At 59.7% G+C, this 12,667-nt stretch carries 15 protein-coding genes and 1 pseudogene; 7 read left to right on the forward strand and 9 right to left on the reverse strand.

Going from position 1 to position 12,667, the window contains the following annotated elements; all coding sequences use genetic code 11:
- Window positions 1-171: 171 nt before the first annotated feature.
- The gene (locus ACZRMO_RS29940) at window positions 172-1,320 is read right to left on the reverse strand and encodes a PAS domain-containing sensor histidine kinase (RefSeq protein ID WP_463975250.1); all 1,149 of its coding nucleotides are present in this window, start codon (window positions 1,318-1,320) and stop codon (window positions 172-174) included.
- Window positions 1,310-2,125, reverse strand: a complete 816-nt coding sequence (locus tag ACZRMO_RS29945; RefSeq protein ID WP_463975251.1) for an alpha/beta fold hydrolase — start codon at window positions 2,123-2,125, stop codon at window positions 1,310-1,312. The genes ACZRMO_RS29940 and ACZRMO_RS29945 overlap by 11 nt, the downstream gene beginning before the upstream one ends.
- A gap of 127 nt (window positions 2,126-2,252) precedes the next feature.
- On the opposite strand from ACZRMO_RS29945, the gene ACZRMO_RS29950 reads away from it, so the two are divergent.
- Both ACZRMO_RS29950 and ACZRMO_RS29955 read left to right on the forward strand, forming a co-directional pair.
- Window positions 2,253-3,452 carry a TPM domain-containing protein gene (locus ACZRMO_RS29950; protein ID WP_463975252.1) on the forward strand — a complete coding sequence of 400 codons (1,200 nt, stop codon included), beginning with the start codon at window positions 2,253-2,255 and terminating at the stop codon, window positions 3,450-3,452.
- A gap of 140 nt (window positions 3,453-3,592) precedes the next feature.
- Entirely contained in the window at window positions 3,593-4,573 is a 981-nt protein-coding gene (locus ACZRMO_RS29955) for an NAD-dependent epimerase/dehydratase family protein (protein ID WP_463975253.1), read from the forward strand.
- Here ACZRMO_RS29955 and ACZRMO_RS29960 read toward each other — a convergent pair.
- Together ACZRMO_RS29960 and ACZRMO_RS29965 are read right to left on the reverse strand one after the other, a co-directional pair.
- On the reverse strand, window positions 4,491-4,919 hold the full coding sequence (locus ACZRMO_RS29960) for a MerR family transcriptional regulator (RefSeq protein ID WP_463975254.1): 429 nt from the start codon (window positions 4,917-4,919) through the stop codon (window positions 4,491-4,493). The two genes, ACZRMO_RS29955 and ACZRMO_RS29960, sit on opposite strands and share 83 nt — an antisense overlap.
- A 28-nt stretch (window positions 4,920-4,947) precedes the next feature.
- Window positions 4,948-5,439, reverse strand: coding sequence for a GNAT family N-acetyltransferase (locus tag ACZRMO_RS29965; RefSeq protein ID WP_463975255.1), 492 nt, complete (start codon window positions 5,437-5,439; stop codon window positions 4,948-4,950).
- A gap of 132 nt (window positions 5,440-5,571) precedes the next feature.
- Here ACZRMO_RS29965 and ACZRMO_RS29970 point away from each other — a divergent pair, with 132 nt between their 5' ends.
- The 3 genes and pseudogenes from ACZRMO_RS29970 (at window position 5,572) to ACZRMO_RS29980 (ending at window position 6,863) form a co-directional block, all read left to right on the forward strand.
- Window positions 5,572-6,039 carry a GNAT family N-acetyltransferase gene (locus ACZRMO_RS29970; RefSeq protein WP_463975256.1) on the forward strand — a complete coding sequence of 156 codons (468 nt, stop codon included), beginning with the start codon at window positions 5,572-5,574 and terminating at the stop codon, window positions 6,037-6,039.
- A 173-nt stretch (window positions 6,040-6,212) separates the two neighbouring features.
- A pseudogene (locus tag ACZRMO_RS29975) lies at window positions 6,213-6,344 on the forward strand (ATP-binding protein); the annotation flags it as partial.
- 150 nt (window positions 6,345-6,494) lie between these two features.
- Window positions 6,495-6,863: a hypothetical protein gene (locus tag ACZRMO_RS29980; protein WP_463975257.1), complete on the forward strand. Its 369-nt coding sequence runs from the start codon at window positions 6,495-6,497 to the stop codon at window positions 6,861-6,863.
- 83 nt (window positions 6,864-6,946) lie between these two features.
- Here ACZRMO_RS29980 and ACZRMO_RS29985 read toward each other — a convergent pair whose 3' ends face one another.
- The 3 genes from ACZRMO_RS29985 to ACZRMO_RS29995 form a co-directional block, all read right to left on the reverse strand.
- Window positions 6,947-7,339 carry a hypothetical protein gene (locus tag ACZRMO_RS29985; RefSeq protein WP_122395988.1) on the reverse strand — a complete coding sequence of 131 codons (393 nt, stop codon included), beginning with the start codon at window positions 7,337-7,339 and terminating at the stop codon, window positions 6,947-6,949.
- Between the two features lie 319 nt (window positions 7,340-7,658).
- Window positions 7,659-7,997, reverse strand: coding sequence for a hypothetical protein (locus ACZRMO_RS29990; protein WP_053257150.1), 339 nt, complete (start codon window positions 7,995-7,997; stop codon window positions 7,659-7,661).
- Window positions 7,998-8,151: 154 nt separating this feature from the next.
- Complete coding sequence (locus ACZRMO_RS29995) at window positions 8,152-8,670, reverse strand: hypothetical protein (protein WP_463975258.1); 519 nt, start codon at window positions 8,668-8,670, stop codon at window positions 8,152-8,154.
- A gap of 77 nt (window positions 8,671-8,747) precedes the next feature.
- Between ACZRMO_RS29995 and ACZRMO_RS30000 the strand changes: the two genes are divergently transcribed.
- Window positions 8,748-9,311 carry an NADAR family protein gene (locus ACZRMO_RS30000; protein ID WP_463975259.1) on the forward strand — a complete coding sequence of 188 codons (564 nt, stop codon included), beginning with the start codon at window positions 8,748-8,750 and terminating at the stop codon, window positions 9,309-9,311.
- 88 nt (window positions 9,312-9,399) lie between these two features.
- On the opposite strand, the gene ACZRMO_RS30005 is transcribed toward ACZRMO_RS30000, so the two are convergent.
- Window positions 9,400-10,002, reverse strand: a complete 603-nt coding sequence (locus ACZRMO_RS30005; RefSeq protein ID WP_124528437.1) for a LuxR C-terminal-related transcriptional regulator — start codon at window positions 10,000-10,002, stop codon at window positions 9,400-9,402.
- 98 nt (window positions 10,003-10,100) lie between these two features.
- Between ACZRMO_RS30005 and ACZRMO_RS30010 the strand changes: the two genes are divergently transcribed.
- Window positions 10,101-11,738, forward strand: a complete 1,638-nt coding sequence (locus tag ACZRMO_RS30010; RefSeq protein WP_463975260.1) for an ATP-binding response regulator — start codon at window positions 10,101-10,103, stop codon at window positions 11,736-11,738.
- Here the strand turns inward: ACZRMO_RS30010 and ACZRMO_RS30015 are convergent.
- The gene (locus ACZRMO_RS30015; RefSeq protein WP_463975261.1) at window positions 11,704-12,039 is read right to left on the reverse strand and encodes a hypothetical protein; all 336 of its coding nucleotides are present in this window, start codon (window positions 12,037-12,039) and stop codon (window positions 11,704-11,706) included. The two genes, ACZRMO_RS30010 and ACZRMO_RS30015, sit on opposite strands and share 35 nt — an antisense overlap.
- Window positions 12,040-12,667 lie beyond the last annotated feature (628 nt).

Raw genomic sequence — 12,667 nt, forward strand, 5'->3', positions numbered from 1 at the left:
GCGGGCTTGCCCGCGAAGGCGGCCTGTCAGTTAACACAGATGAAGCTGACCCACCGCTATCGCAGGCAAGCCAGCTCCCACAGGGGATTGGGTTTGCAGATTGGGGCAGGTGTACTCAGTTCAAAAATGTGGGAGCTGGCTTGCCTGCGATAGCGGCAGTACAGGCGACCGCTAAACCTCGACAGGCACAAAACGCACACTGAACAGAGTTCCATCCTGCACAGTGGACCTCACCGCCACATCACCGCCATGCACCCTCGCCAACTCCCGCACGATATACAGCCCCAAACCCACGCTGCGCACGTCGCTGCCTTGGTCAGTGCCGCGGGTCATGGGTTCGAACAGCCCGGCCAGCAGCGCTTCGGGAATCACCGCGCCGTGGTTGTGCACCGAGACTGTGCAACCGCCATCGCCCAACTGCGAAGTCACGGTGATGGGGTGTTGCAGGTCGCCGTACGCCACGCTGTTGGCCACCAGGTTACCAATGATCTGTTGCACGCGGTCGGCGTCCAGGCTGGCGTCGCCACTGCCCACGACGTGATGTTCCAGGGTGGCTTTGGGGAAGGCCACGCGCAATTCATCCACGGCCTGCTGGGTTACCGCGTGCAGGTCGAGTGGCGCCACCTTGATGCTGATGCCGTGGCCGACGCGGGCCTGGGTGAAGTCCAACAGGTCGGCGATCATGCGCTGGGCACGTTCGGAGGACTGGCCGATATGCCCCAGCAACTGGTGTTCCTTGGCGCTGCGTTCGCCACGGCTGAGGAAATCCGAGGCCATGCGGATCGCCGTGAGCGGGTTCTTCAAGTCATGGCTGACGATCGCCACCATCTGCTCGGCAAACAGCGCACGGCGCTGGGCGATGGCATAGGCCTCGCTCAGTTCGGCCTGGGCTTGCTGGAGGGCGAGTTCGGTGGCGGTTTTTTCCTGCAACAGCGCTTCGGCCAGGTTGCGGGCGTTGAGCAATTCGCGCTCGTACTTGTCGCGGTCGGTGGTGCCAAACAGGGCCAGGTCGTAGACCGCGCCATCCGCTTGCTCGCGCTTGAGGCCATTGAGCAGCACGGTCACCTTGTGCCCGTCGCGGTGCAGCATGTCCAGCTTCACTTCGGTCACACTGCCGCGCAGGCGCAGCATCGGTGCCAGGTGGGTTTGGTGGAAGATTCGCCCGCCCATGGTCAGCAGGTCCTGGAAGCGCCGGCCGTAGAGTTCGGCGGCGCTGAACCCCAGCCATTCACAGAAACGCGCGTTGGCTTGCAGGATCGCACCGTCTTGCGCGGTGACGGCGAGAGCGCAGGCGGCGCTGTCGAACAGCTTAGCCGGCATGGGGGGCGGCCCACGGCGCAAGGAAGGTGTCCATCGCGGCGGTACACGCCTGTGGCGCACTCATGTGCGGGCAATGGCCGACGTTGTCGACCAGGCAATAGGTGCTGTTGGGCAGCACGCGGTGCAGGTATTCGCCGACGACGACCGGGGCGATCAGGTCGTCGCTTGATTGCAGGATCAGTACCGGGGTGTCCAGGCCGGCGACGTCCTGGCGGTTGTCCGACATGAACGTTACCCGCGCGAATTGCTTGGCGATCTCCGGTTCCGTGCGGCAGAAGCTGTCGGCCAATTCGTCGCTCAACTCAGGCTGCCCGGGCGCGCCCATGATCACCGGCGCCATCGCGCTGGACCAGCCGAGGTAGTTGCTGTCGAGGGTGTCGAGCAGGTCGTCGATATCGCTGCGCTTGAAACCGCCGACATAACCGTCGGCATCCACATAGCGCGGCGAAGGGCCGATCATCACGTGGGCGGCAATACGCCCCGGGGCCTGGCGGTCGGCGAGGGTGGCGATCATGGCACTGACCGAATGGCTGACCAGAATCACCGGGCCTACCGCAAAGGCTTGGATGATCTCGTTCAAGTCGCGGGCGTAACCGTCCAGCGTGCTGTACTTGGCCTTGTCGAATGCATTGAGGTCCGACTGACCGGCGCCGACCAGGTCGTACATGACCACGCGAAAGCGTTCGCGAAACTGCGGCGCCAGGTAGTTCCACATGGCCTGGTTGCAACCGAAACCGTGGGAGAACACCAAGGTCGAGGCGCCACTGCCCATTACACTGACGTTGTTGCGGTGGCGTAGGTCCATGGGTTTCTCGTTTATGGCGTTTTGCTATGCGTGTGCGCAGTTTAGATAGTCAATGGCGCGGGGTCACGCGTTATAGCGCTGATAGGGTAAAGTCGGCACCTTCAGGAAGAAACTTCAGGTAACAAGTATGTGGGTGATTGTGCGGCAATCCGTTTTCAGCCTGCTGGCGCTGGTGTGCATTGGCCTGTTCAGCACCGCCCAGGCGGATACTTCGCCAATTGGCGTGGCCCTCGATCAGCGCGTGATCGACCTCACCAACACCCTGGACGCGGGCACCACCACCCGTCTGAAAGACCAGCTCGCCGCCCTCGAACAGCGCAAGGGCGCGCAGGTCGCCGTGCTACTGGTGCCCAGCATCGGCGACGCCAGCCTCGAAGACTATGCCAACCAACTGTTCCGCGCCTGGAAGCTGGGGCGCCAGGACATCAACGACGGCATCCTGCTGCTGGTGGCCAAGGATGACCGCAAGGTGCGCATCGAAGTGGGCTACGGCCTGGAAGGCACCGTTACCGACTTGCTGAGCCATCGCATCATCGAAGAACACATTACCCCGGCGTTTCGCCAAGGTGACTACGCGGGCGGTGTGAGCTTGGCCGTGAACGACTTGATCGTGCTGGTGGACGGCGGCGACCTGCCAGGTGTAACGGCGCCGGCGACCGGCCCCCGGGCGTTGGTGGTGTTACTGGCGTTTGTTCTGGGCGCCCTCGGCGGTGTGCTGCTCGCCGCTGGCAAGTTGCATTGGCGTCGTGCGTTGCTTGCCGTTGTCGCGGCCACGGTGTTACTGACGATCTTCAGCGGTGGGCAGGCCTGGCCGTTGTCCCTGCTGCTTATGCCGCTGACGATGCTGATCGGCGGCGCCACCTTTGGCGCATTGTGGCTGGCGCGCACGGTGTTCTACTGCGTGCTGGGGCTGTTGGCCTACATCCTCGGGCTGGTGGTGGTTGATCAACACTATGCCGACGTCAACTTCATCCACTGGCTGGCGTATCCGCTGGGGGCGCTGGCTGTGCTGGGGTTGTACCTGATCCTGTTGGTGCTCATGAAAGACGCCTGGAAGCAGAGCAGGGCGGGCTTTGTCGCGCGGTTGCTGGCGGCCGTGGCGGTGTATGGCGCGGCGGTGTATGTGCTGGACATGGGACGTAACGGCTGGTTGTTCGCGTTCCCCATCGCCTCGTTTGCGGCGCTGTGTATCTTTGGCAAAGTCGGCACGGGTTCGGGTTCGGGCGGTGGGTCAAGTTCGGGTTCCAGCAGCTCCAGCAGTTCCAGCAGCAGCTCATCGGGCGGCGGCGGTTCGAGTGGTGGCGGTGGCGCTTCTGGGAGTTGGTAAATATGTCCAGAGACATCCTGATTCGCACCGCCACGGCTGAGAGCCTTACGCCCGCTTGACTCTGCCCCACGGGACAGACTTTATGCTTTTTTTCGCTGCGCATACCGCAGGGTTTTCCACGCGAAAAAAGGACGATAGACATGCTGTGTCTGGTGACGGGGGCCAATGGGCATCTGGGCAATACGCTGGTCAGGGAGTTGCTCCGGCAAGGCCACACTGTCCGCGCTGGGGTGCGTGATATACACCAGCAGGCCGCGTTCGCGGGCCTCGAATGTGAGGTGGTCTACGCCGAGCTGCTGGATGAGGCTGCGCTGCTCAAGGCCCTCGACGGCGTCGAGGTGTTGTTCCAGGTGGCGGCGGTGTTCAAGCACTGGGCGAAGAACCCCGAGGCCGAGATCGTCCAGCCCAATGTGCAGGGCACGCGGTGTGTGTTGCAAGCCGCTAGCCGTGCGGGGGTGACGCGAGTGGTGTACGTCAGCTCCGTAGCGGCGGTGGGGCATGACGGCAGTGCGCTGGATGAAAGCCATTGGTGCGAGGAGTCCGAAAATGCCTACTACCGTTCAAAAATCCTCAGCGAACGGCTCGCTTGGCATACCGCGAACGCCTTGGGGTTGTGGATGGTCGCGGTGTTGCCATCGGCGATGATCGGCCCGAATGCCACGCGCTTGACCGATACCCTGGGTTTTTTGCAGGCGGTGAAGGCGCGCAAGGTGCCGCTGGACCCAGGGTTTCACTTCAATTTTGTCGATGTGCGCGATGTCGCCAGCGGCATGGTGCTTGCCGCGCAGAAGGGCCGTGCAGGCCAGCGTTATATCCTCGCCAATGAGCGCTCGTCATCGCTGGCTGAACTGGCCGAGGTATTGGGTGTGCAAGCGCCGCCACGTGCACCGCGCTGGTTGCTGCTGGCCATCGCCTGGCTGCAAGAGCGCTGGGCCAGTCTCACTGGCCAGCCCGCCCAGCTGATGTGCAGCCAGGTGCGGCTGTTCCATGGCGTGCGTCAGGAATACAACATCGATAAAGCCAAGGCCGAGCTGGGCTTCAATCCGCGCCCGCCGCAGCAGGCATTGCGCGAGGCGTTTGCGTATCTGGACAGGCGAGGGGTTCTGCCGTATGAGACGTGAACAGCTCATTCATCTGGCGCTTGAGCCCGGCGAGATGTAAGTCCAACGCCTGCAATTCGCTGATTCTGGCCTTCACATCCAGGCGCTTGGCATCGACAGCCGCGTTGGCCAATTCCAATGGAAAGGCCCGTAGCGCATTTTTCGCGGCGATCAACGGCCCCATCTCGGCGAGTTTGAAACCCGCCGTCTGCGCCTTGCGGATCAGATGCACCATTTGCACATGGTGCGCGTTGTACACGCGATAGCGGCCGCTGCGCTGGGGCTCGTTGATCAGCCCCATGTGTTCGTACAGGCGGATCGCCTTTGGGGTGCAGCCGGTGAGTTGGGCGAGGCGTCCGATGAACATTGGGGTAGTCCTTTACCGAGGGGGAAGATCAGAGATCCATGACCATCTCATGCCACGCCATCCCGCCGTGATCCGAGGCTGACGGCCGCACGTAGCGATAGCCCATGCGCGTGTACAGCTCCACGTGGCGGTCTTTGCACATCAAGTGAATGGTCTGCTTGCCCATGTCGCGCATGCGCTGCACAAACGCGTTCATCAGCGTCGTGGAATACCCCTTGCCCTGGTGCGCCGGGTCAACCACCACCGACATGATCACCACATTCGGCGCCTCGGCCGAATGCCCCACCAGTTCCTTGAACGCCTCGTCCGACATCACCACGTCGTGGGCGCAACCGCTGTTGATAAAACCCGCTATCTCGCCATCGGCTTCCAGGATCAGAAAGCCTTGTGGGTACAGTGCGATGCGCGTGGCGATCTTTTCCAGGGTTGCGGCTTCGTCGCCTTCGTAGGCGCTGGTCTCGATTGCAAAGCAGCGCGCGGCGTCAGAGGGTAGGGCGTTGCGCAAGGTGAGGTGGGGCATGGGCATTCCTGAAGCTTAGCGAAAGGCGACATCATAGGCATCAGGCAAGCACACGGCTAGCCGTGGTGGCGCGATGGCGCCAGCTTGGATCATCGGATAGGGTGTTATGCGAGTGCATGGAAGGAGATTGAAATGCTGGAGATAAAACCCGCAACCCCGGAAGACGCCCAGGCGGCGTTCGACATTCGTCTGTTGGCCATTCGCAGCCAGTGCATCGGTGCGTATACCCGTGAGCAAATGATGCTTTGGACACGCGGCACTGCCGCAGACGGCTACAGCGCGCTGATGGACAAAGCGTTTTACCTGGGCTGGGTGCAGGGTGAGCCTGTCGTCACTGGAATGCTTGATCTCGACAACAACGAAGTGGGGGCGCTGTTTGTGCTGCCTGAGTTCACCGGGCGAGGGTATGCCAAGGCCATGCTCGATCACCTGGAAAACCTGGCACGGCAACGGGCGATTGAAACGGTGGTGCTGGATGCGACGTTGAATGCCGCGAGTTTCTATCGGGCGTGTGGGTACGTGGGGGATGAGCAGGCGGTCTACCATTCGCCGTCGGGGTTGGTGTTGGCGTGTATACCGATGAGCAAGCGACTGGTTTGATGCGTGAGCGCTTTAGCGCGGCTGCGATGGTGGTGGGGCATGTCGCATAAGTGTTGCCTGTGCCGCCGCTTTCGCAGGCAAGCCAGCTCCCACATTTTAAGCTGTATTGATGGGTAGAAAGTGTTCGGCTGGAGATTGCCCGGACACTGCCGGTTTCCTGTGGGAGCAACTGTGAAGTGGACGATGACACCTGTCGTGCCAGGTTGCATCTTCGCAATCAACGTGCGGAGCATGAGTTTGCCGCGACTGATGCGGAGTTTGAACTGATCACTAGCTACTTTTGTGAGCCGGATGAGGGGGAGGGACATCGTGAGCATGGAGGGCTGGAAGGCCGGTATTTGGCCATTCACTGTCCAACAGGCGGCTATCGGCCAATAGCGGACTGTAGACAGGTAGCCGCGGAGGTCTCTACGCTGATCGATCTGGTGACAGCACACTACTAAAAAGGAGCAGTCATGTTGGTAGTTCCCATTGATCGAGATAGCGTTCATGCAGGGGATGATCTGGAAAGCCATGCAATGTCGATCACACTCGATCCGTTAGCAACACTGCGCACCTTAATTGAAGTGATACAAGATATGGACTACCTACCTCGTATCAGTGGTGGCAAGGCGACTTGGGTTGTTTATTCATCTGGCAAACCATTAGGTGTTTTTGCCCAGCAATGGTCAGAACCTAAATTGACCGTGCCCCCGGAGAGCATCGTGGATGAACATTTCGGAAATATCGGGCCTCGCCTACTGTTCAGATATTGGTGTCAGGCAGATCCGGATGAGATCTTTTCGGACATCAAGGCCGGAAATGAGCTGCCATCACGATTTTAGAACTGGCAGGTGGCATTGCTGTCGTTCAATGCGGTTCGATGACTGCTATGGGTCCAGGTTGTGTGAAAACGGACTGGATGCAGTTAACTAAACGCGATGCAAACAGGTTCCATTTCTACCAACGCATTTTCACAAGCACCTACGAGATCTCGCACGCAGTAAAGTCTCCATCCCTTACCCGATCCCCACTTGGCAGCGACCGTTTCAAGCGAAAACTCCTCCTCCTGCGTTGCCTGAGCCCAATCATCGTGCCCGATCTCAGCGATCAGTTGCGCCTGGTAGACCCGTAAAAATGGAAGCAAGCTTTTCGCTTGTTCTACATCTATGAGGACAAAGTCTGCTGTATCGAGTTGCTGTTTAACATTCTCGACCAGTTCGTGAGCCTGCAATGGGAGTGCATCTAACACTGCCTCCAAGGCTGATCCCGATTTGTCGGCACTTTGGAACGTACCGCAAATGATGTTCCCTCCTGCCATATCCTTTTTCCTGTCGTGACTTCGAAGCCTAGATTAGGCACCTCGCGATCAAGTGTCTATCGTCAACACTTCGCTGATTTATGCCCTGAATCGCCCCGCTTACTCCACAGCCCATCCTCGCGAATTTCAGCTTTCGACGTGTTCAGTGCGTTTTCACACAGCCTGGGTCGAAAGCAGCCTTTTATGACTGGCAGCTCTTGGCCGTTTTCTGCCCGTCGTGAGAGTCAGAAAACGACCCATAGCGGCCATACACGAAGGCTCAGCTACAACACGTGTAAATGCGGTTTAGTGGATGAGATTCAGTGTATTTTTGGCCCGCTCACCACAGCAATGCCTCAACTTCATCATATTTCTCAGCGACCTTAAGGAAGGGTTCCGCCCAACCACTGCTGAGGCTGACTTCTTGCAGGGGACCGGTTGGAGCAAACAGAACTGCAAATTTTAGCCTTTCGGGTAACACGCCAGACTTCAGCGTACTGACCAACCCTAGCAATTCTCTTTTTGCCTGTGCTTCGTCCTCCCAACTTGACCAGCAGAAGTCATTGTCCGGAAGAGAAATAAGCTCAATGGCTGCTTCAAGAACATGGATGAGACTTTCAATAGGGAAGTCGTGATTTAACTCGCCATGAATCAGCTGCCTTGCACGATCCAAATTCATAGGGTGACTGCCTTCTTCCTGTTTGTGGCGGTTAAAACAGCATTGAGGCTAGCGCGTACAGGGATGGAGAAACAAGGGAGAAGCCCGCTATTTCCGAACGTCTGCTCTTGGCCGGTACCTGCCCTCCATCACAGCCCCCAACCACCCAAGGCCATTACTCCGGAACCCCACTCACCGTATGCACCACCCGCATCGCACAACGCGGTCTCGCCCCTTCCGCTTCAAGCAGTTCACATTTCTTCAACAACGGATAAGCATCAGCAAACTTCATCGCCGCCACCTGTTCCCCGTGCTGCTGCGAAACAAAGCAGCGCTCAAAACGAAAGGCGGCGTATACCTCGGGCAGCAGCACCGGATAATCGTAAACCTCGTCGACGATGCTCTTTAGCATCCTGGACATCTGCCCATCGGCCGCGGGGGAAATTTTGGTGAGCAGTTCATCCTTGGCGACGCCCGCTTGCCTGGCCGCAATAGCTTGCTTCGACGCACCGATGGATGCCTGCATTCCCTGCGGAAAAGGACAATCAGACGCCGCCAATGCCGAGGCCGACGCCATGCAACTCAGTAAAGTGAAAACAGCGGCCATCCTTGTCATGAAATTCCCTCGTTGGTAGCAAGCATTGTCGAAATAAGCTGCGGATTCTAGCCGATGCCAGAGGATGAAGCGCTCCATTGACCTGCCACGCTTCGTGGTTGCCTGGTCCAGCCCTGTAGCTGTAACTTCGCTCTCCAGTTATCGAGGGTATCTCATTGAACGACTCTGAACATTTGAACGCACTGTGCGCCCGTTTCAACTCGGGAGAAGATCTGAGCTTTACGTTTTTCTGGGGGCACCAGCGCAGCAAAACTGCAGTCACGGCTTCGTGTTTCAGCCAATGGTTTGAGGCCGGGTTTGTTGTCGAGGGGCAACATTACCCGACGGCCGAACACTTCATGATGGCCGAGAAAGCGGCCTTGTTTGACGATCAGGATATTCGTGCGCAGGTGTTCAACGCTCCTACGCCAAATGCCGCCAAAGCGCTTGGCCGCAATGTGCGCGGGTTTGATGAACAGGTTTGGCTGCAACACCGATACGACATCGTGGTTCGAGCGAACCAGGCCAAGTTTTCTCAGAATCCGTCGTTAAACGAATACCTGCTACAAACCGGTTCGCGGGTTATTGTCGAGGCCAGCCCGGTTGATAGCATCTGGGGTATAGGGCTCGCGCAGGATAACGCGGATGTGAACAATCCGAATCTTTGGAAAGGCTTGAACCTACTGGGCTTTGCGCTGATGCAAGTGCGGGACGGGGGCGGTGTGCCGGCCCCAAGGTAGTTGCCCCGAGTGCGAGAAAGCTTTCTCAGATACACGTGGTCGAGCAGGCGTTCATTGCGGTGATGCTTGACCACGACAAAACCAACCCTCAACCCACCCCCGAATACTTCACCGCCGCCGCCGCCCGCGAACTCACGCCCAACACCCTCAGCAACGATGAAACATGAATCCGCACCGTAAACGGCGAAATATCCAGCGCTTTGGCAATCTCCTTGTTCGTCTTGCCCTGGGCAATCAACCTCAACACATCCTGCTGTCGCGCCGTCAACGTATGGGTATCCAACGGCAACAACCCCGACGGCGCAAACTTGACCAACACCTCACCCTCACGAATCGCCAGCAACGCCTGGCCGATCTCCTCGGGTGCGATGTTTTTGCCGATAAAACCGTCTGCGCCCAACGCCATCACCTGATCGATCAACGCCGGGTCATCCACCATCGACACCACGATCAAGGTGGTGCGCCGCAGTTGCTGGCGCAGTTCGGCCAGTTGGCTCAGGCAGGTCAGGCCGGGGAAGCGCAGGTCGAGGATCAGGGTGTCGATGTCGGCGCCGTCGCTGATTAGCGCGTGCACCGTGTCGAGGTCGCCGGCTTCTTGCACCTCGGCCGCGGGCAGCAGGCGTTGCACGGTGCGCAGCATGCCTTCGCGAAACATCGGGTGGTCGTCGGCGATGATGATGCGGCCGGTCATGGGGGGGCTCCTCCCTGGGGCGGTGTGTGGCGCGGTCATGCTACCTTAGCACCGCATTGCATGACGCCGCTGACGACTGCCGCACAAGGACGTAACCCATGGGTATTGAGACCAACTCTGAACTCGACCAGGCCAACTTGCGCATCGTGGTGGCCGCTATCGCGATTGTTTACATCAGTGTGCTGGGGTTTTTGCCGGGGCAGTCGCTGGAGACTTATCTGCCGGTGATTCTGTACATCGTGCTGTTTTTGATCGCCTCGATTATCTTGCGGCAGGTGATCGCCCGTTGGCCTGGGCATTACCCGGCGCGGCGTATCTTCGGCATGATCCACGACTATACGGGCACTTCGTTCGGCATGGTGGTGGGCGGCGAGGCGGCGTTGCCGTTGTATGCGGTGATGGTGTGGGTCAACCTGGGCAACGGCATGCGCTACGGCTCGCGCTACCTGGCGATTGCCACGGCGTTGGCGTTGTTGGCGTTGCTGATCGTGTACCAGTTGACGCCGGTGTGGCAGGCGCAACCGTTTATGGTGCTGATGTTGATGATCACCAGTACGGTGATCCCGGTGTACGCCCATATCCTGCTGGAACGTACGCGCAAGGCGTCGGAAGAAGCCATCGCCGCCAACCTGGAAAAATCCCGTTTTCTCGCCCAGGCCAGTCATGACCTGCGCCAGCCCATTCACTCCATCGGCCTGTTTACCGCGTGCTTGCGCGAAGCGCGCCTGGGCGATGAAGAGCGGCGGCTGGTGGATAACATCGACCGCTCGCTGCTCAACGTGTCGCAGTTGTTTCGTTCGATTCTGGACCTGTACACCCTCGACAACGGGCGTTTGCTGCCCAAATACCAGGCGGTGCATTTGGGCGAGTTTCTCGCCGATCTGGTGCGCCAGAACGCCGAGGCCGCGCGCTGGGCCGGGGTGGAATTGCGCTTGCGGCCCTGCGCCCACTGGGTGTTGGTGGACCCTGCGCTGTTGGCGACCATGGTGCAAAACGTGCTGTCCAATTGCTTCAAGTACGGCGCGCACCGGCCGGTGTTGATGGGCGTGCGTATTCGCGACGGCGGGCTGGCGGTGCAGATTCATGATCGGGGGCGGGGGATTGCCGAGGAGCATCTGTCAAAAGTCTTCGAAGAGTTCTATCGCGTACGCCACCTGCGGGACAAGGACGTCGAAGGCGTGGGCCTGGGGCTGTCCATCGTCAAGCGCCTGGGGCAGTTGATGGGGGTGCAGGTGAGCCTGCGTTCAAAGGTGGGCCATGGCACCTCGGTGAGCCTGCATGGCTTGACCCTGGCCAGCGCGCCGCGTGCAGCAGCTGCCCGTGACGACATACGGCAGGCCGGCCTGCTCACCGGCTTGAAAGTGTGCCTGGTGGAGGATGATCACAACGTGCTGCTCGCCACCCAGGCGCTGCTGGAGCGCTGGGGCTGCGAGGTGCAGGCGGAGTCGTCGGGGCGTGATCTGGTGAGTGATTGCGACATCATCGTCGCCGACTATGACCTGGGCAACCACGCCACGGGTATCGAATGCATCGATGCCCTGCGCGAACAACGTGGCTGGGCGGTGCCCGCGCTGATCCTCACGGGGCACGACGTGGAACGCATCCAGGCCGCCTTGCACGACCGTCAGATCGCCATCCTGTCCAAGCCGGTGCGCCCCGCAGAACTGCGCGGCACACTGCGCGACTTGAGCCAGCAGTCACTTACTGGGCGAATGGAACAAGCCCGTTACCCTTAGCGCCCTTGGGCTGGCAATAGGCGGCAGGTTTCATCAGGCCGAAGCTGGCAATTGCGAAGGCACCACCACTGGCGCCGCTGGGCACCGAGCAGTTGTATTCGCCGGAGGCGGCGCTGGCCACGTAGTAGGTGCTCATGGAGTCACTGCGCACATTGGAGATGCGTTTTACCGGCTCGCCCAGGTTGGTTTCCGACAGGGTCTTGAGGTGGTCTTCGCTGGGTTTGATATTGCTGCAGCCGGCCACGCCGATGATCAAGGCGCCCAACAGGGTGATGCGGGTAACAGAGGAGTGCAGGTTCATGGTGCTTCTTCCTTGGGGTTGTTATGGTTTTTCCAACGCACAACGGGTCCGCGCGCAGGGGATGCGCGGTGCGGGTGGGTGCGTTGGAAGTGCCGAGGAATATAGCGCCGCAGGGGGGAGGGGTCGATTAGCACAGGTGTGCTAGTGGCACACTGAGCTCATCCTTGTGGTGAGCGGGCTTGGGGCGGTACAAACCGGGGAGATCGTTTACATTTCTAACCGGGGACATGGTTTACAGGCTAATACGCATGATCAGGAGGTAACTGATCATGCCCTGGAACCAAGAGTCCCCCATGACCAAGCGGTTGGTGTGTTGAGCGTACAGTTTGTGGGAGCTGTCGAGCTCTAGCGAGGCTGCGAAGGCGGCGGCACTGCTGGCAGAGATGTTGCCTGAGCCAGCGCTATCGCAGGCAAGCCAGCTCCCACATTTTGAGCAGTGTTGATTGGGCAGGCAGTGTTCAGCTCACAGATCTCACTGACACCGCTACCCCCTGTGGAAGCTGTCGAGCTTTAGCGAGGCTGCGAAGGCGGCGGCACTGCTGGCAGAGATGTTGCCTGAGCCAGCGCTATCGCAGGCAAGCCAGCTCCCACATTTTGAGCAGTGTTGATTGGGCAGGCAGTGTTCAGC

The sequence above is a fragment of the Pseudomonas sp. B611 genome, from assembly GCF_055407965.1.

What these genes read in the sequence shown, in the direction of transcription:
- ACZRMO_RS29980 (WP_463975257.1), top strand. Translation starts at nt 6,495, where the DNA reads ATGTTGGTAGTTCCCATTGATCGAGATAGCGTTCATGCAGGGGATGAT.
- ACZRMO_RS30010 (WP_463975260.1), top strand. Translation starts at nt 10,101, where the DNA reads ATGGGTATTGAGACCAACTCTGAACTCGACCAGGCCAACTTGCGCATC.
- ACZRMO_RS29965 (WP_463975255.1), bottom strand. Translation starts at nt 5,439, where the DNA reads ATGCCCCACCTCACCTTGCGCAACGCCCTACCCTCTGACGCCGCGCGC.
- ACZRMO_RS29950 (WP_463975252.1), top strand. Translation starts at nt 2,253, where the DNA reads ATGTGGGTGATTGTGCGGCAATCCGTTTTCAGCCTGCTGGCGCTGGTG.
- ACZRMO_RS29970 (WP_463975256.1), top strand. Translation starts at nt 5,572, where the DNA reads ATGCTGGAGATAAAACCCGCAACCCCGGAAGACGCCCAGGCGGCGTTC.
- ACZRMO_RS30015 (WP_463975261.1), bottom strand. Translation starts at nt 12,039, where the DNA reads ATGAACCTGCACTCCTCTGTTACCCGCATCACCCTGTTGGGCGCCTTG.
- ACZRMO_RS29985 (WP_122395988.1), bottom strand. Translation starts at nt 7,339, where the DNA reads ATGGCAGGAGGGAACATCATTTGCGGTACGTTCCAAAGTGCCGACAAA.
- ACZRMO_RS29960 (WP_463975254.1), bottom strand. Translation starts at nt 4,919, where the DNA reads ATGTTCATCGGACGCCTCGCCCAACTCACCGGCTGCACCCCAAAGGCG.
- ACZRMO_RS29955 (WP_463975253.1), top strand. Translation starts at nt 3,593, where the DNA reads ATGCTGTGTCTGGTGACGGGGGCCAATGGGCATCTGGGCAATACGCTG.
- ACZRMO_RS29940 (WP_463975250.1), bottom strand. Translation starts at nt 1,320, where the DNA reads ATGCCGGCTAAGCTGTTCGACAGCGCCGCCTGCGCTCTCGCCGTCACC.
- ACZRMO_RS29945 (WP_463975251.1), bottom strand. Translation starts at nt 2,125, where the DNA reads ATGGACCTACGCCACCGCAACAACGTCAGTGTAATGGGCAGTGGCGCC.
- ACZRMO_RS29995 (WP_463975258.1), bottom strand. Translation starts at nt 8,670, where the DNA reads ATGGAGCGCTTCATCCTCTGGCATCGGCTAGAATCCGCAGCTTATTTC.
- ACZRMO_RS29990 (WP_053257150.1), bottom strand. Translation starts at nt 7,997, where the DNA reads ATGAATTTGGATCGTGCAAGGCAGCTGATTCATGGCGAGTTAAATCAC.
- ACZRMO_RS30005 (WP_124528437.1), bottom strand. Translation starts at nt 10,002, where the DNA reads ATGACCGGCCGCATCATCATCGCCGACGACCACCCGATGTTTCGCGAA.